At 62.7% G+C, this 16,424-nt stretch carries 15 protein-coding genes and 1 other RNA gene; 13 read left to right on the forward strand and 3 right to left on the reverse strand.

The window, feature by feature from the left end; all coding sequences use genetic code 11:
• Positions 1-91 precede the first annotated feature (91 nt).
• Positions 92-1,357, reverse strand: a complete 1,266-nt coding sequence (rho, locus tag DK391_RS32790) for a transcription termination factor Rho (RefSeq protein WP_109482162.1) — start codon at positions 1,355-1,357, stop codon at positions 92-94.
• 296 nt (positions 1,358-1,653) lie between these two features.
• Positions 1,654-1,980, reverse strand: a complete 327-nt coding sequence (trxA, locus tag DK391_RS32795) for a thioredoxin TrxA (RefSeq protein ID WP_007586494.1) — start codon at positions 1,978-1,980, stop codon at positions 1,654-1,656.
• Between the two features lie 431 nt (positions 1,981-2,411).
• Here trxA and ffs point away from each other — a divergent pair.
• The 8 genes from ffs (at position 2,412) to DK391_RS32835 (ending at position 10,394) form a co-directional block, all read left to right on the forward strand.
• An RNA gene (ffs, locus tag DK391_RS32800) (signal recognition particle sRNA small type) lies at positions 2,412-2,510 on the forward strand.
• A 192-nt stretch (positions 2,511-2,702) separates the two neighbouring features.
• Positions 2,703-5,072: a DNA polymerase III subunit gamma/tau gene (gene dnaX, locus DK391_RS32805; RefSeq protein ID WP_109482163.1), complete on the forward strand. Its 2,370-nt coding sequence runs from the start codon at positions 2,703-2,705 to the stop codon at positions 5,070-5,072.
• 82 nt (positions 5,073-5,154) lie between these two features.
• On the forward strand, positions 5,155-5,481 hold the full coding sequence (locus tag DK391_RS32810) for a YbaB/EbfC family nucleoid-associated protein (protein ID WP_007182071.1): 327 nt from the start codon (positions 5,155-5,157) through the stop codon (positions 5,479-5,481).
• Between the two features lie 151 nt (positions 5,482-5,632).
• Positions 5,633-6,229, forward strand: coding sequence for a recombination mediator RecR (recR, locus tag DK391_RS32815; RefSeq protein WP_109482164.1), 597 nt, complete (start codon positions 5,633-5,635; stop codon positions 6,227-6,229).
• Positions 6,230-6,314: 85 nt separating this feature from the next.
• Positions 6,315-7,556: a CaiB/BaiF CoA-transferase family protein gene (locus tag DK391_RS32820; protein WP_109482165.1), complete on the forward strand. Its 1,242-nt coding sequence runs from the start codon at positions 6,315-6,317 to the stop codon at positions 7,554-7,556.
• Between the two features lie 95 nt (positions 7,557-7,651).
• Positions 7,652-8,689 carry an ABC transporter substrate-binding protein gene (locus tag DK391_RS32825; protein ID WP_109482166.1) on the forward strand — a complete coding sequence of 346 codons (1,038 nt, stop codon included), beginning with the start codon at positions 7,652-7,654 and terminating at the stop codon, positions 8,687-8,689.
• A 54-nt stretch (positions 8,690-8,743) separates the two neighbouring features.
• Entirely contained in the window at positions 8,744-9,568 is an 825-nt protein-coding gene (locus DK391_RS32830) for an ABC transporter ATP-binding protein (RefSeq protein ID WP_109482167.1), read from the forward strand.
• 1 nt (position 9,569) lies between these two features.
• Complete coding sequence (locus tag DK391_RS32835; protein WP_109482168.1) at positions 9,570-10,394, forward strand: ABC transporter permease; 825 nt, start codon at positions 9,570-9,572, stop codon at positions 10,392-10,394.
• 81 nt (positions 10,395-10,475) lie between these two features.
• Here the strand turns inward: DK391_RS32835 and DK391_RS32840 are convergent, their stop codons facing one another.
• Positions 10,476-11,450, reverse strand: coding sequence for an NADPH:quinone oxidoreductase family protein (locus tag DK391_RS32840; RefSeq protein WP_109482169.1), 975 nt, complete (start codon positions 11,448-11,450; stop codon positions 10,476-10,478).
• A gap of 223 nt (positions 11,451-11,673) precedes the next feature.
• On the opposite strand from DK391_RS32840, the gene surE reads away from it, so the two are divergent.
• From surE to DK391_RS32865, 5 genes are read left to right on the forward strand one after another with little or no spacing between them, the layout of a single operon-like run.
• Entirely contained in the window at positions 11,674-12,432 is a 759-nt protein-coding gene (surE, locus tag DK391_RS32845; protein ID WP_109482170.1) for a 5'/3'-nucleotidase SurE, read from the forward strand.
• Complete coding sequence (locus tag DK391_RS32850; protein ID WP_109482171.1) at positions 12,429-13,466, forward strand: protein-L-isoaspartate(D-aspartate) O-methyltransferase; 1,038 nt, start codon at positions 12,429-12,431, stop codon at positions 13,464-13,466. Before surE ends, DK391_RS32850 begins: the two co-directional genes overlap by 4 nt.
• A gap of 5 nt (positions 13,467-13,471) precedes the next feature.
• Positions 13,472-14,410 (forward strand): peptidoglycan DD-metalloendopeptidase family protein, encoded by a 939-nt coding sequence (locus tag DK391_RS32855; protein WP_109482172.1) that lies wholly within the window; start codon positions 13,472-13,474, stop codon positions 14,408-14,410.
• Positions 14,411-14,427: 17 nt separating this feature from the next.
• On the forward strand, positions 14,428-15,522 hold the full coding sequence (rpoS, locus tag DK391_RS32860; protein WP_109482173.1) for an RNA polymerase sigma factor RpoS: 1,095 nt from the start codon (positions 14,428-14,430) through the stop codon (positions 15,520-15,522).
• A gap of 7 nt (positions 15,523-15,529) precedes the next feature.
• On the forward strand, positions 15,530-16,306 hold the full coding sequence (locus tag DK391_RS32865; RefSeq protein ID WP_109482174.1) for a 3'-5' exonuclease: 777 nt from the start codon (positions 15,530-15,532) through the stop codon (positions 16,304-16,306).
• The last annotated feature ends 118 nt before the right edge of the window (positions 16,307-16,424 follow it).

The following is a 16,424-nucleotide window of genomic DNA, read 5'->3' on the forward strand; positions in this document are numbered from 1 at the left end:
GGATGGCGTAAGGAAGAACGTTAAATCAGGGCTGAAATAAAAAACGCCTGCGCGAAGGCAGGCGTTTCGTACAGCGATGGGCGAGGCTGGCTTAACCGCCGCCGCGACGCATCATGTCGAAGAACTCGGCGTTGTTCTTCGTCTGGCGGATCTTGTCGAGCAGGAATTCCATGGCTTCGACTTCGTCCATGTCGTGGATGAACTTGCGCAGCACCCAGATCTTTTGCAGGATCTCGGGCTTGATCAGCAGTTCTTCGCGACGCGTGCCGGACTTGTTCAGATTGATCGACGGATAGACGCGCTTTTCCGCGAGACGGCGCTCGAGGTGCACTTCCATGTTGCCCGTGCCCTTGAACTCTTCGTAGATCACGTCGTCCATGCGGCTGCCCGTTTCGATCAGCGCCGTGCCGCTGATAGTCAGCGAACCGCCTTCCTCGATGTTACGAGCCGCGCCGAAGAAGCGCTTCGGACGTTGCAGCGCGTTGGCGTCGACACCGCCCGTCAGCACCTTGCCCGATGCCGGCACGACCGTGTTGTACGCACGTGCGAGACGCGTGATCGAGTCGAGCAGAATGACCACGTCGTTCTTCATTTCGACGAGGCGCTTGGCCTTTTCGATCACCATTTCGGCGACCTGGACGTGACGCGCAGCCGGTTCATCGAAGGTCGAGGCGATCACTTCGCCCGCCACCGAACGCTGCATTTCCGTCACTTCTTCAGGACGTTCGTCGATCAGCAGCACGAACAGGATGACGTCGGGATGGTTCTGCTTGATCGCATGCGCGATGTGCTGAAGCATCACGGTCTTACCGGACTTCGGCGACGCGACGAGCAGGCCGCGCTGACCCTTGCCGATCGGCGCGATCATGTCGATGATGCGGCCCGTGACGTTTTCTTCGCCACGCATCTCACGTTCGAGCAGCAGCACCTTGTTCGGGTGCAGCGGCGTCAGATTCTCGAACATGATCTTGTGCTTCGAGGCTTCCGGCGGCTGACCGTTGACCTTGTCCACCTTCACCAGCGCGAAGTAGCGCTCGCCGTCCTTCGGCGTGCGGACTTCACCTTCGATGGTGTCGCCCGTATGCAGGTTGAAGCGGCGGATCTGCGACGGCGAGATATAGATATCGTCCGTGCTTGCGAGATACGAGGTTTCCGGCGAGCGCAGGAAGCCGAAGCCGTCGGGCAGCACTTCGAGCGTGCCGTCACCGAAGATCGTTTCGCCCGTTTTGGCGCGTTTTTTTAGAATGGCGAACATCAGTTCCTGCTTGCGCAGGCGGTTCGCACTTTCGATCTCGAGGCCATTGGCCATCTCGATCAATTGGGACACGTGCAGAGTCTTAAGCTCGGATAAATGCATACGGAGAACCCGCAGGAGAAGGTGCGACCTGAAATGAAATCTGGGAGGAGAAGTGAGCGGAACCGCTCAAGGACTTACTCGTCTTTTCGACGTTTTGTGGATTCTAGCATAGCACACGCCAAAACCAGCCTGCAGGGCCGGTTCTTGTATGGCGCATGATTCTTGTTGTCATTGTTGTCCAGTGACAACAAGAATCATGCGGCTCGCTTCATGCACGCCAAAGCTTCATGGCCGATGCATCTCGCGAGCCGGGCGGTGCGCTTTAACTGACTCGAGCGCGCTGCCGTGCCTGCACTTTACAGGTTGCCGTCGAGGAACGCGGTGAGTTGCGACTTCGACAGGGCGCCGACCTTCTGCGCCGCGACCGCGCCGTTCTTGAACAGAATCAGCGTGGGGATGCCGCGCACGCCGAACTTGACGGGCGTGGACTGGTGTTCGTCGACATTGATCTTGGCGATCTGCAGGCGATCAGCGTAGTCCTTCGCCACTTCGTCGAGGATCGGCGCGATCATCTTGCACGGGCCACACCATTCTGCCCAGAAGTCGAGCAGTACGGGTTTGTCGGATTTGACGACGTCCTGTTCAAACGACGCGTCGCTAATATGCTTGATGTGTTCGCTCATTTGTGTGAATACCTCTTTCGGTTCGAGGCCTGCCTTGATTGCCCGCCACGATACAACAGAATCAGAAAACTTTCCGTTCGCTTTGCCACAGGACAAACCATGAATCGCACCGCGGGAAGTATCGTGGGGACACCTTCGAGAGGGCGGACTGGCTTGGCTTTGCGGATCACTTGAACGTCAGTTTAGCCTAAATTGCTATGCGTTGCCCGCCGTGATAGTACGCATACCGGCGGTAGGGTTTCAGGCTGTGCCTTGCGTGCGTCTTATGACTTCAGACAGACGCGAAGCGCGGCGGCGCCCTCGTTACATGACCAATGTGGAGATCCCGCAAGCGAACACAAGAGGGCGGCGATGGAGTTCCGCTTAACATTCTTCAGCTTTTGTCCCTAGGCCTCTCGCGTGGCGCGACGAGCGGTGTTAGAATGCTTCGTGACGGGCCTCCTCGCATGGAGGGGCGGTCAACCTGGTCAGGTCGGGAACGAAGCAGCCACAGCCGTTTTCCACCAGTGCCGAGGGTCGGGCTCGTCACCTTCCTTTTTTCTCATCTGTCGTACTTCCCCTGTTTTTTCTTCTGTCTGCGTCGTCCTGCACGCGGTACGTCCTATCGCTTCCGTAGCGAAAATCAATGAAGCGTCAGAGGGTTGCCACGCCTTGTCTGGTCGGGCTGTCGAGCGCGTTATCGATTCGTCTTTTCGCCTCAGTCTTGCTGATACAATTTCCGGATGACCTATCAAGTTCTCGCACGCAAATGGCGGCCGAAGGATTTCGCGTCGCTTGTCGGACAGGAGCACGTGGTGCGCGCGCTCACGCACGCGCTCGACGGTGGCCGTCTGCACCACGCGTATCTGTTTACCGGCACGCGGGGCGTCGGCAAGACGACGCTCTCACGGATCTTCGCGAAGGCGCTCAACTGTGAGACGGGTGTCACGTCCACGCCATGCGGCGTGTGCCGTGCGTGTCGCGAGATCGACGAAGGGCGGTTTGTCGATTACGTCGAGATGGACGCGGCGAGCAATCGCGGCGTCGACGAAATGGCCGCGCTGCTGGAGCGCGCGGTGTACGCGCCCGTCGATGCACGCTTCAAGGTCTACATGATCGACGAAGTGCACATGCTCACCAACCACGCGTTCAACGCGATGTTGAAGACGCTGGAAGAGCCGCCGCCGCACGTCAAGTTCATCCTCGCTACGACCGATCCGCAGAAGATTCCCGTCACGGTGCTGTCGCGCTGCCTTCAGTTCAACCTGAAGCAGATGCCGGCTGGACATATCGTGTCGCATCTCGAGCGCATTCTCGGCGAAGAAAATATTCCGCATGAAGCGCAGGCGCTGCGTCTGCTCGCGCGCGCGGCTGACGGCTCGATGCGCGATGCGCTGTCGCTGACCGATCAGGCGATTGCCTATTCGGCTAACCAGGTGACGGAAGAAGCCGTGCGCGGCATGCTGGGCGCGCTCGATCAGAGCTATCTGATCCGTTTGCTGGACGCACTCGCGGCTGGCGATGGCGCGAGCGTGCTGTCCGTCGCCGATGAAATGGCATTGCGCAGCCTGTCGTTCTCGACCGCGGTGCAGGATCTCGCGAGTTTGCTGCACAAGATTGCGTGGGCGCAGTTCTCGCCGTCGTCGGTGCTGGAAGAGTGGCCGGAAGCCGCCGATCTGCGCCGTTTCGCCGAAGCCTTGAGCCCTGAGCAGGTGCAACTGTTCTATCAGATTGCGACGATCGGCAGGAGCGAGCTGGGTCTCGCACCCGACGAATACGCGGGCTTCACGATGACGCTGTTGCGCATGCTGGCGTTCGAGCCGGCACCGAACGGTGGTGGTGGCGGAGGCGTGACGCCGGCAGGGCGGTCGAGCGTTCCCGCTGCGGGCGCGAAGCGCACGGGTGCGCCCGTTGCGGCTGCGTCCGCTGCATCGCAGGATCGTGCGCCGGTTGCAACGGCGGCTGTGGTTGCAACTGCTCCCGTGCAGAAGCCGGAATCGGCGCCTGTTGTTCAGGCCCAAGCCATTGGCGAAGCTCGCGTGCCGCAGGCAGTTGTGCCTAACATCAAACCCGCACAGGTCGATGATGCCGTCGCGCCGACGGCTGCAGCCGCCGATGATCCGGTGGTCAGCGAGACTGCTGCGAGCGCCGACGCACTCGATACATCAGCCCGGGCGCAAGACGTCGCCCCGCAACAGGACGAAGCACCGCTGCAAGCCGCCGCAGCCCCGCGCCGGGCGGGCGGCGCCAGCGCCGCGCTGGACGTATTGCGCAACGCGGGCAACAAGGTATCGACGGATCGTGGTCGCGCATCGGCAGCACCTGCCGCTGCCGCGCCCACAGCAGCCGCCAAACCTGCCGCACCCCGCGTCGCCGTGCGCGTGCCGACGCCCGATCCGGCGCGCCGTGCCGCAGCCGCCGCGCAACAGGAAAGCGTCGCGCGCCCTCAGCCGCAGCGCCCCGCACAGTCACAAGGCGCCGCCGCCGTGCCGCCGTGGGAAGACATTCCGCCCGAAGACTACATGCCTGCATCGTCGGCCGATGCGTTCTTCGCGCCGTCCGACGACAACTTCATTCCCGTCTTCGACAGCGGCCCCGACGATATGCTCGTCGGCCGTGGCAATGCGCCGGCCGCAACGCCCGCAGCCGCGCCCGTCGTCGATATCCGCACGCTGCCGCCCGCCGTGCCGCTCGATGCGATCGGCTTCGACGGCGACTGGCCCGCGCTCGCCATTACGCTGCCGTTGAAAGGCATCTCGTACCAGCTCGCCTTCAACAGCGAACTGATGGCCGTCGCCGGCAAGACGCTCAAGCTCAACGTCGCCGTCCAGCTGTACGCCGAGCCCGCGCAGGTCGCGAAGCTCAAGGCCGCGCTCGCCGAGCGTCTGGGCAGCGAGATCGACGTGCAGGTCGAAGTCGGCCCGGTGCAACGCCCAGCCGCCGTGCTCTATTCCATCGATCGCGCCAAACGCCAGCAGGAAGCCGAGCGCGAGATCGGCGCGGATCCGTTCGTGCAGTCGCTGATCCGCGAATTCGGCGCGAGCATCGTGCCGGGTTCGGTGCGTCCGCTACTGCCGGGCGCCGAAGGCGCCCAGAGCGCCGCCGGTCACTGATTTCCGCGCGCGCCGTCCGTCGCGCCCGTCGCGCCCACCGGTACGCGCCCCACCGAATCAACTATTACGAAGGAGCAAGTCCATGATGAAAGGCCAACTCGCCGGGCTGATGAAGCAAGCCCAGCAGATGCAGGAAAACATGAAGAAGATGCAGGAGCAACTCGCGCTGATCGAAGTCGAGGGGCAGTCGGGTGCCGGTCTCGTCAAGGTGACGATGACCTGCAAGAACGACGTGCGCCGCGTATCGATCGATCCGAGCCTGCTCGCCGACGACAAGGACATGCTCGAAGATCTCGTCGCCGCTGCCTTCAACGATGCCGTGCGCAAGGCAGAAGCCACCGCGCAGGAAAAGATGGGTGGCATGACCTCCGGCCTGCCGCTGCCGCCGGGCTTCAAGCTGCCGTTCTAAATCGCGCAGCGTGTCGCGCGCGGGGCATGACAGCATGCGCCGCGCGCTCGCCGTTCCTGATCGAATAGAGCGAATGGCGCAAGGGCGCGGTCTTGCGCGCCTGAACACACTCGCGACGTAACCTTCTACCGATGGGCGCCGCCGTATCAGCATGAAACAACCTTCCGCCTTGTCGGCGCTCGTCGAAGCGCTGCGTGCGCTGCCCGGCGTCGGTCCGAAGTCCGCGCAGCGCATGGCGTATCACCTGATGCAACACGATCGGGAAGGCGCCGAAAAACTCGGCCGCTCGCTGCTGTTCGCGACCGAGAATCTGCAGCACTGCGAGAAGTGCAACACCTTTACGGAAGCGCAGATCTGCGAGGTCTGCAGCGATACCGAACGGGATCCGACGCTGCTATGCGTCGTCGAAACCCCGGCCGACCAGATCATGCTCGAACAGACCATGACCTGGCGCGGCATGTACTTCGTGCTGATGGGGCGGCTCAGTCCGCTCGATGGCATCGGCCCGAAGGAAATCCATTTTGACCGGCTGGTGAAACGCGCGTCCGATGGCATCGTCAAGGAAGTCGTGCTTGCCACCAACTTCACGAACGAAGGCGAGGCGACGGCGCATTACCTCGGCCAGACGCTGAAAGCACGCGGCCTGTCCGTTACACGGCTCGCGCGCGGCGTGCCCGTGGGCGGCGAGCTCGAATATGTCGACGTCGGCACCATCGCCCGCGCGATGCTCGACCGGCGCAACATGTAGCCGCGCGTGCGCGGCATCGACACGCCAGACACGCCAATAACAAAGCGCAACGCGCCCGGCCAGCACGAAGCAGATCAGGAGACCCATGAGCGCATCCACTTCAACGCAAACGCCATCGTCGACCGATAAACCCACAGGCCCGCTCGCAGGCGGCAAGGTGCTCGAACTCGGCACGCTGATCGCGGGTCCGTTCGCCGCGCGCGTTCTCGGCGAGTTCGGCGCGGACGTGATCAAGATCGAAGATCCGAAGGGCGGCGATCCGCTGCGCAAATGGCGCAAGCTCTATCCCGAAGTGGGCGGCACATCGCTGTGGTGGGCCGTGCAGGCGCGCAACAAGAAGTCAGTGACGATCAATCTGAAGGCCGACGAAGGCAAGGAAATCGTACGCAAGCTGGCGAAAGAAGCGGATATCGTCGTCGAGAATTTCCGGCCTGGGCTGCTCGAAAAGCTCGGCCTCGGGTATGACGTGCTGTCGGCGGAAAACCCCGGTCTCGTGATGGTGCGTCTGTCCGGCTACGGCCAGACGGGTCCGTATCGCGACCGTCCCGGCTTCGGCGCGATTGCCGAATCGATGGGCGGGCTGCGCCATATCACCGGCTATCCGGATTTGCCGCCGCCGCGCATCGGCATTTCGATCGGCGATTCGATCGCGGCGCTGCACGGCGTGATCGGCGCACTGATGGCGCTGCATCACCGCACAGCGAACGGCGGCAAAGGGCAGGTCGTCGATGTCGCGCTGTACGAGGCCGTCTTCAACATGATGGAAAGCGTGGTGCCCGAATACGGCGTGTACGGCATGGTGCGCGAGCGCACGGGTGCATCGCTGCCGGGCATCGTGCCGTCGAATACCTATCCGTGCCGCGACGGCAGCATCGTGATCGGCGGCAATAGCGATCCCATTTTCAAACGGTTGATGATCGCGATCGACCGCGAAGACCTCGCGAACGATCCATCTCTCGCGCATAACGATGGCCGCGTGCCGCGCACGCAGGAAATCGACGGCGCGATTGCCGCGTGGCTCTCGACCCGCACCATCGACGAAGCGCTCGACGTGCTGAACGCCGCCGACGTGCCGGTGGGCCGCATCTACAGCGTCGCCGACATGTTCACCGATCCGCAGTACGTCGCGCGCCAGATGATCCAGACCTTCAAATCGCAGGACGGCCGCGAAATCACGCTGCCGAACGTCACGCCGAAGCTCTCGGCAACGCCCGGCGAGACGCGCTGGCTCGGCCCGGAACTGGGTGAACATACCGATGAAGTTCTGCAAACGCTGGGTTATGATGCGGACCACATTGCAAGGTTGCACGCGCAACAGATCGTGTAGCCGGTAAGCGGCGCCGCGCGCCGTTAGCGCATCAAAACGGGCAGGCAGACGGGCATCGAACAGCCCGCAACAGAACAAAAAACGGAGACAGGACCATGCAACGAAGAAGCTTCCTCGCAGGCAGCGCGGCACTCGCGGGCGCGTCGCTCGTCGGCTCGCCGCTGGCATTCGGTCAAAGCAAGCTCGAGACATCGAAGGTCTCGATTGCCGTCGGTGGCAAGAACCTCTTTTATTACCTGCCGCTCACCATCGCCGAGCGCCGCAATTTCTTCAAGGACGAAGGCCTCGAAATCGAAATCTCCGATTTCGCGGGCGGCTCGCAGGCGCTGAAGGCGGCTGTCGGCGGCAGCGCGGACGTGGTGTCGGGCGCGTTCGAGCACACGCTGCTGTTGCAGGCGAAGAACCAGTATTTCCGCGAGTTCGTGCTGCAAGGGCGCGCGCCGCAAATCGTGCTCGCCGTGTCGAAGAAGACGATGGCGAACTACAAGACCATCGCCGATCTCAAGGGCAAAAAAATCGGCGTGACGGCGCCGGGTTCGTCGACGTCGATCATGGCGAGCTTCGTGCTGGCGAAGGCCGGTTTGTCCGCAAAGGATGTGTCGTTCATCGGCGTCGGTGCGGGCGCGGGCGCAATCGCCGCGCTGCAGTCCGGCCAGATCGACGCGCTCGCCAATCTCGACCCGGTGATGACCAAGCTCGAACGTTCAGGCGAGATTCGCGTCGTGTCCGACACGCGCACGCTCGCCGATACGCATACGGTGTTCGGCGGCAACATGCCAGCCGGTTGCCTGTACGCATCGCAAACTTTCATCAGCAAGAATCCGAACACCACGCAGGCGCTGACCAACGCGATGGTGCGTGCGCTCAAGTGGCTGCAGACGGCAACGGGCACCGAACTGATCAACACGGTGCCCGAATCGTATCTGCTCGGCGACCGTGCGCTGTATCTGGATTCGTGGCAGCACGTCAAGGAAGCGATGTCGCCCGATGGCCTGATGCCCGCCGACGGTCCCGCCACGTCGCTCAAGACACTGCAGGCATTCGACGAAACTGTGAAGGGCAAGCCGATCGATCTGTCGAAGACGTGGACGAACGACTTTGTGAAGAAGGCGCTCGCCACCGTCAAAGCCTGACGACGCGCATAGCAAGCGTAGCAGCGAACAGAATCAATAGAAGCGAGCCGAACGATGACCGTTGCCGCCCTGGCGCTCGAAAACATCACCTGCACCTTTGCGTCGCGCGAAAAGCGCGGACAACGCTACACGGCAGTCAAGGACACCACGCTGCGCATCGCGCCGGGCGAGTTCGTTTCCGTGGTCGGGCCGACGGGCTGCGGCAAGTCCACGCTGCTGAATGTGGGCGCGGGATTGCTCGAACCGTCGTCTGGTGCGGGGACGGTGTTCGGCGACCCGCTCTCCGGCATCAACAAACGCGCGGGCTATATGTTTCAGGCCGATGCGCTGATGCCGTGGCGCTCGGCGCTCGACAACGTGCTGGCGGGCCTGCAGTTTCACGGCGTGCCGCCTGATGAAGCCCGCAAGCGCGCCGACGAATGGCTCAAGCGCGTCGGCCTCGGCGGCTTCGAAGACCGTTACCCGCATCAACTGTCGGGCGGCATGCGAAAGCGGGTCGCGATGGCGCAGACGCTGATTCTCGATCCCGACATCATCCTGATGGACGAGCCGTTTTCGGCACTCGATATCCAGACGCGCCAGCTGATGGAAAACGAACTGCTCGATCTGTGGGCCGCAAAGCGCAAGGCCGTGCTGTTCATCACGCACGATCTGGATGAGGCGATTGCGATGTCGGACCGCGTGGTGGTGCTGTCGGCGGGGCCGGGCACGCATCCTATCGGCGAGTTCACGATCGATCTGCCGCGCCCACGCGATGTCGCCGAAGTGCGCACGCATCCTCGCTTCATCGAACTGCATGCGCAGATCTGGAGCGTGCTGCGCGATGAAGTGCTCAAGGGTTATCAGCAGCAACTGGGCGTCGCGCAGGAGGGCAACTGACATGTGGAAAACCTTGCGCCCGAACCGCGCGAATCTCGTCATCTGGCAATGGCTGCTGCTCGTGCTGTGCTTCGTGCTCTGGTACGTGCTGACCAGTCCGACCTTGCTGCCCGCGTTCTATTTCGACGATGCCAACAAGGCCGCGTTCTTCTTCGGCGAGCCGCAGAAAGTGCTGGTGCGGATCTGGGAATGGTTTGCGTCGGGTGAAATCTATCTGCACCTGTGGATCACGCTGATCGAGACGGTGCTTGCCTTCGCGCTCGGCACCGTGCTGGGGCTGGGCGTGGGTTTGTGGCTCGCGCTGTCGCCGCTCGCCAGTGCCTTGTTCGATCCGTATATCAAGGCCGCCAACTCGATGCCGCGCGTGATTCTCGCGCCGATCTTCGGCGTGTGGTTCGGTCTTGGCATCTGGTCGAAGGTCGCGCTCGGCGTGACGCTGGTGTTTTTCATCGTGTTCTTCAACGTCTATCAGGGCGTCAAGGAAGTGAGCCCCGTGGTGCTGGCGAACGCGCGCATGCTCGGCGCGAACCGCAAGCAGCTGCTGCGCGCCGTCTATCTGCCGAGCGCGATGAGCTGGGTGTTTTCGAGCCTGCATACGTCGGTGGGGCTGGCGTTCGTCGGCTCGGTGGTCGGCGAATATCTGGGCTCGGCGCGCGGCGTCGGCTATCTGATCCTGCAGGCGGAAGGCACGTTCGATATCAACACCGTGTTCGCCGGCATTCTGGTGCTGACGGCGTTTGCGCTGATACTCGATGCGATCGTCGGCGCGCTGGAGAAGCGCCTGATGAAATGGCAGCCGAAAAGCGGCGAGACCGAAAAGATCTGATTGCGGCAAGCCCGCATTCGAAAACGGCGCGTGAACCACGCGCCGTTTTCATTTGAAGTCGCGTGTACGCAACGCTTACGCTTACGGCGTAATCACGATCTTGCCGAGCACGCGCCGCTGCGCCATGTCGTTGAGCGCACGCGCCGTGTCTTCGAGCGGATAACGCGCCGACACCAGCGGCTTGAGCTTGCCCGCGCGAATCCAGCCGAGCATTTCCTGAAAGGCGGCCGCATTGCGTTGCGGCTCGCGCCGCGCGAAATCACCCCAGAATACGCCGACGATACTCGCGCCTTTCAGCAGCGCGAGATTGAGCCGCAGCTTCGGAATCTCGCCGTTCGCAAAGCCGACCACGAGATAACGCCCGCGCCAGCCGATGCTGCGAAACGCCGGTTCCGCATAACTGCCGCCGACCGGGTCATAGATCACATCCGGGCCTTTGCCATCGGTCAGCACCTTGATGCGCTCGCGCAAGTCTTCCGTCGAGTAGTTGATGGTGGCGTCGGCGCCATGCGCGACGCAGGTTGCGAGTTTTTCATCGCTCGATGCGGCAGCGATCACGCGCGCGCCGAGCGCCTTGCCGATTTCAACGGCAGCGAGGCCGACGCCACCGGCCGCGCCGAGCACGAGCATGGTTTCGCCGGCTTTCAGCGCCGCTCGATCGACCACCGCGTGATGCGACGTGCCGTAAGCCAGCGTGAAGACGGCGGCCACTTCGAGATCGGCGTCATCGGGCAGCGGCACGCATGCGTTGGCGTCGGCTATCGCCTGCTCGGCGAAGCCGCCTTGCTGCGTGTAGGCGACCACGCGCATGCCGGGCCGGAATTGCGTCACGCCATCGCCGACCGCGCGCACGATGCCCGCCACTTCCGCGCCCGGCGTGAAAGGCAAGGGCGGCTTGAACTGGTACTTGTTCTGAATGATCAGCACGTCGGGGAAATTGACGCTCGCTGCTTTCACGTCGATTGCGATCTGTCCGGCTTGCGGCACGAGATCCGGCAATGTCTCGATGCTCAGGGTTTCAGGCGGGCCGTACTGGTTGCAGCGGATTGCGCGCATCGTGTCTCCCATCGTTCAGGGTAAGTGGCAGGCTTGACGAGGTTCATGCATCGCTCATAAGCACGTCGGAACCCAGCTTCGCAACGAAGCAGTGTAAAGCAAGGCCGAACGACCGTGCGCTTTCATCGTCTCTCTGCGCATGGCCCGCGATGCATGACAGCATAGGCATGCGCGAGGCCCGTGTGTCGTTCGCGTGCCTTGTTTCCTCGGTTACAATCGCCGCATGCGAATCCTACTCAGCAATGACGACGGTTATCTGGCGCCAGGCCTTGCTGCGCTTTACGAAGCGCTCAAGCCGCTCGCCGATGTCACCGTGATGGCTCCCGAACAGAATTGCAGCGGCGCGTCGAACTCGCTGACGCTGTCGCGTCCGCTGTCAGTGTCGCGCTCGGCGAACAGTTTCTACTACGTGAACGGCACGCCGACGGACTCCGTCCACATCGCATTGACGGGCATGCTCGACCACGTTCCCGATCTCGTCGTGTCGGGTATCAACAACGGCCAGAACATGGGCGAGGACACGCTGTACTCGGGCACCGTCGCTGCAGCGACGGAAGGCATCATGTTCAACGTGCCCGCCATTGCGTTCTCGCTGGTCGACAAGGACTGGGTGCATCTCGAAGACGCCACGCGCGTCGCGGCCGAAATCGTCGCGCACTATCTCGAGCAGCCGCTGCCGGGTCATCCGTTGCTGAACGTCAACATTCCGAATCTGCCTTACGAGCAGTTGCGCGATTGGCGCATCACGCGCCTCGGCAAGCGGCATCCGTCGCAGCCGGTGATCCGCCAGACCAATCCGCGCGGCGAACCGATCTACTGGATCGGACCGGCAGGTTCCGCGCGCGATGCAAGCGAAGGCACAGATTTCCACGCGGTAGCGAACGGCTTCGTGTCGATCACGCCGCTGCAACTCGATCTGACCCATACGGCCATGCTGCCCGCGGCGCGCGACTGGCTGCGCGCCGGGAGCGGCAGTTCATGACCGGCGAGCGCGCAAAGCGCTTTCCGCTGGGACTCGAAGATCTGGTGCGCGAGCCGCGCCGGGCTGACGCGCGCGGTGCGAAAGCGGCCAAGCCGGCTGCACCGAAAGCGGCTGCCGTCAAAACCGCACCTAAGGTAGTCGCACCGAAAGCCGCGACGCCGAGGCCGGCTGCAAAGACAACGCCGGGCATTCTCAATTCGAATGCGAATGCGAAACCGGCCGCGTCGTCGGCACGTGCACCTGCCGTTACAAAAAGCGCGTCCGGAATCGTCAATACGAAAAGCGCCTCCACGATCCGCAACGACGGCGCGCGCAACCAGTTGCCGCGCCCTGTGACGGCATCGTTCGAGCGCACCGGGGCGCCCAACGTCGCGCTGACGAGTGCGCACACGCTGACGTCCGAACGCGTGCGCGAGCGCATGGTCGAACGCCTGCGGGCGCACGGCATCACGGATCCGCGCGTGCTCAATGCGATGGCGATGGTGCCGCGCCACATGTTCGTGGACCCCGGCCTCGCGACGCAGGCTTACGAAGCCGCGGCGCTGCCGAGCGGCCATCACCAGCCCATCTCGAAGCCGTCGGTGGTCGCCCGGATGATCGAGCTGGCGGCGCAGGGCCGCACGCTCACGAACGTGCTGGAAATTGGCACCGGCTGCGGCTATCAGGCAGCCGTACTGAGCCACGTCGCGCGCGACGTGTATTCGATTGAACGCATCAAGCCGCTCTACGAGCGCGCGAAGACCAACCTGCGCCCGCTGCGCATCCCGAACATCCGCCTGCATTACGGCGACGGTCGAATCGGTTTGCCGGCGGTGGCGCCGTTCGATGCCATCGTGATCGCCGCGGCGGGACTCGATGTGCCGCAGGCGCTGCTCGAGCAGCTTGCCATCGGCGCACGGCTCGTGGCGCCCGTCGGATCGCAGGACGGACAGTCGCAGGTGCTCACGCTCGTCGAGCGCACGGGGCCCGCGCAGTGGCGCGAATCGCGGCTTGATCGCGTTTTCTTTGTCCCCTTAAAATCCGGAGTGATTTGAACCCGATGAGTATGTTTCGCGCGATGCAAAGAACCAGCCTGAATGTCCCGTTGTCCGTCGCTCAGCGCAGCGTTTGCGTGGCCATGCTGTCCGTCCTGGCCGCATGTGCGACGCGGCTCGATCAGGCGCCCGTCGTCGATCGCTCCGGCACCCTTGGCACCGTCACGCAGACGGGCGCCGCGCCCGGCGCGCAGCCTGCCGTGCCGCTCGGCCCGCCGCCTCCGGGCTACTACCGAGTGAAGCCGGGCGATACGTTGTATAGGATCGCGCTCGAAAACGGTCAAAACTATCGCGACATCGCTTCGTGGAACAACCTGACCAACCCGAACCAGATCGAAGTCGATCAGTTGCTGCGTGTTGCTCCGCCGGGCGCGAACGGCGCGCCGATGGTGGCGGGTGTGGCGACGGCGCCGATCGGCGGTGGCGCGGTGCAGAGCGCGCCGATTGCGGGCGTGCAGCCCGCACCGTCGGCAGGCGCGGCGAACCAGCCGCCCATTTACGGTGCGGCGCCGGGCGCGTCGGCGGCACCCGCTGTCACGCCGCCGCCCGCCGCGAGCGACGCAACGGCGGCCAACGGCAACGTGACGTTTGCGTGGCCGGTGCGTGGACCGTTGCTGAACGGCTTTGACGATTCGAAGAACAAAGGCGTGAACATCGGCGGGGCTGCGGGCGATCCCGTAAAGGCTTCCGCTGATGGTCGCGTGGTTTATGCAGGAAATGGGCTGCGCGGTTACGGCAATCTCATTATCATCAAACATGACGCAACGTATCTCACCGCATATGCACATAACCGTGCTTTGATGGTAAAAGAAGGTGATGCGGTGACCAAGGGGCAGAAGATCGCCGAAATGGGCAACAGTGATTCGGACCGCGTGATGTTGCATTTCGAAGTTCGCCGGCAGGGTAAGCCTGTCGATCCATTGAAGTATTTGCCGCCGCAATAAAGCCAAGCGATACGACCATGCCGAAATCGAAGCGCCGCCCGTCGCAAGCAGAGACTGAGTCCGTGAGCCGTGCCACGCCTGTTTCGGTGGACGACGCAGGCGCTTCGGACGTCGACGACGATAACGTCGACGATCTCGACAACGGCAACGAGTCCGACGACCGGTCGTCGGGTTCCGACGAGGAATCCGATTCGCGCGAAGGCGCAAACGATTCCGCGCCCGACGCGGACGATTTCCGTGCGCTGCTGCAGGCCGAACTCACTGCTGACACGATCCAGCACTACCTGAACCGGATCAGCGTGAAGCCGCTGCTCACCGTCGAGGAAGAGCAGCGTTATTCGCGGCTCGCGAAGGCAGGCGAGTTCGAAGCGCGCCAGGTGATGATCGAGCGCAATCTGCGGCTCGTGGTGAGCATCGCGAAGGGTTATCTGAATCGCGGCGTGCCGCTGCTCGATCTGATCGAAGAGGGCAATCTCGGCCTGATGCACGCCATCGAGAAATTCGACCCGACGCGCGGTTTCCGTTTTTCGACTTACGCCACGTGGTGGATCCGCCAGAGCATCGAGCGGGCGATCATGAACCAGGCGCGCACGGTGCGGTTGCCCGTGCATGTGATCCGCGAATTGAATCAGGTGCTGCGCGCGAAGCGTCACCTCGAAAAGAATTCGATGAATTCGGGCGAAGCGGCCGAGCGCCGCGACGCGAGCATCGACGATATTGCCTATCTGACGGGCAAGACCACCGACGAAGTCACCGATATTCTCGCGCTGAACGAGCACACCGCGTCGCTCGACGCGCCACTCGATCTCGACCCGGCGAGCAGCCTGCTCGATCTGCTGTCTGACGATCAGAGCCAGTCGCCTGATGCCGAGGTGCAGCATCGCGAGCTGGAAACGCTGACGCGCGCGTGGCTGGCGCGGCTGTCGGACAAGCATCGGCATGTGATCGAACGCCGCTTCGGCCTGAATCACATCGAACCGGCCACGCTCGAAGAGCTGGCAGACGAAATGGGCCTCACGCGCGAGCGTGTGCGCCAGATCCAGCAGGAAGCGCTGGTGCGGCTGAAGCGCTTCTTTGCTTCCAATGGCGTACGCAAGGACGCCGTTCTCTAGAAATTTGATGACTCCCATTCTGGTATTCGACATCGAGACGATTCCCGATGTCGCCGGCATTCGCCGGCTTGAAAGTCTTCCCGCAACGATGTCCGACGAAGAAGTGGCCGAGCACGCGTTTGCGGCGCGGCGCGAGAAGACGGGCGGCGATTTTCTGCCGCATCATCTGCAGCGGGTTGCGGCGATTTCCTGTGTGTTCCGCGACGACAACGGTTTCCGCGTGCGTTCGCTCGGCACGCCTGCCGACGGTGAGGCTTCGCTCGTGCAGTCGTTTTATCGCACGATCGAGAAATACACGCCGCAGCTGGTGTCGTGGAATGGCGGTGGGTTCGATCTGCCCGTGCTGCATTACCGGGCGCTGGTGAACGGGATTCGTGCGAAACAGTATTGGGATCTCGGCGAGGATGATCGCGAGTTCAAGTGGAACAACTACATCAGCCGCTATCACTCGCGACATACCGATTTGATGGACGTGCTCGCCATGTATCAGGCGAGGGCGAACGCGCCACTCGATGCGCTTGCCAAGCTGTGCGGGTTTCCCGGCAAGCTCGGGATGGATGGAGGGCAGGTGTGGTCCGCGTTCCAGGCGGGGCGGATCGATGAGATTCGCAACTACTGTGAGACGGACGTGGTCAATACCTATCTGCTCTATTGCCGCTTTCAGTTGATGCGTGGGGGTTTTTCTCCCGAAGAGTATGCGGATGAGATCGCGTTTGTGAAGAACTCCCTTGCGCAGGAGTTGGCGCCGCATTGGGCTGAGTATCTGGCTGCGTTTGATAATTGATTGTTGGGTTTGGTTTTTTTGCTTTTTGCTTTTTGCTGGCGTCCGCGGTTTGTTAGTGGTCTGCTAGTGTTGCCCCTGTGCGGGGCGGCTCCTACTTTTCTTTGCCGCCGCAAAGAAA

It is taken from the genome of Paraburkholderia sp. C35 (assembly GCF_003121405.1).
Classification (GTDB): Bacteria; Pseudomonadota; Gammaproteobacteria; order Burkholderiales; family Burkholderiaceae; genus Paraburkholderia.

Coding starts and splice junctions, on each gene's coding strand:
- rho (WP_109482162.1), bottom strand. CDS start 1,357: ATGCATTTATCCGAGCTTAAGACTCTGCACGTGTCCCAATTGATCGAG.
- trxA (WP_007586494.1), bottom strand. CDS start 1,980: ATGAGCGAACACATCAAGCATATTAGCGACGCGTCGTTTGAACAGGAC.
- dnaX (WP_109482163.1), top strand. CDS start 2,703: ATGACCTATCAAGTTCTCGCACGCAAATGGCGGCCGAAGGATTTCGCG.
- DK391_RS32810 (WP_007182071.1), top strand. CDS start 5,155: ATGATGAAAGGCCAACTCGCCGGGCTGATGAAGCAAGCCCAGCAGATG.
- recR (WP_109482164.1), top strand. CDS start 5,633: ATGAAACAACCTTCCGCCTTGTCGGCGCTCGTCGAAGCGCTGCGTGCG.
- DK391_RS32820 (WP_109482165.1), top strand. CDS start 6,315: ATGAGCGCATCCACTTCAACGCAAACGCCATCGTCGACCGATAAACCC.
- DK391_RS32825 (WP_109482166.1), top strand. CDS start 7,652: ATGCAACGAAGAAGCTTCCTCGCAGGCAGCGCGGCACTCGCGGGCGCG.
- DK391_RS32830 (WP_109482167.1), top strand. CDS start 8,744: ATGACCGTTGCCGCCCTGGCGCTCGAAAACATCACCTGCACCTTTGCG.
- DK391_RS32835 (WP_109482168.1), top strand. CDS start 9,570: ATGTGGAAAACCTTGCGCCCGAACCGCGCGAATCTCGTCATCTGGCAA.
- DK391_RS32840 (WP_109482169.1), bottom strand. CDS start 11,450: ATGCGCGCAATCCGCTGCAACCAGTACGGCCCGCCTGAAACCCTGAGC.
- surE (WP_109482170.1), top strand. CDS start 11,674: ATGCGAATCCTACTCAGCAATGACGACGGTTATCTGGCGCCAGGCCTT.
- DK391_RS32850 (WP_109482171.1), top strand. CDS start 12,429: ATGACCGGCGAGCGCGCAAAGCGCTTTCCGCTGGGACTCGAAGATCTG.
- DK391_RS32855 (WP_109482172.1), top strand. CDS start 13,472: ATGAGTATGTTTCGCGCGATGCAAAGAACCAGCCTGAATGTCCCGTTG.
- rpoS (WP_109482173.1), top strand. CDS start 14,428: ATGCCGAAATCGAAGCGCCGCCCGTCGCAAGCAGAGACTGAGTCCGTG.
- DK391_RS32865 (WP_109482174.1), top strand. CDS start 15,530: ATGACTCCCATTCTGGTATTCGACATCGAGACGATTCCCGATGTCGCC.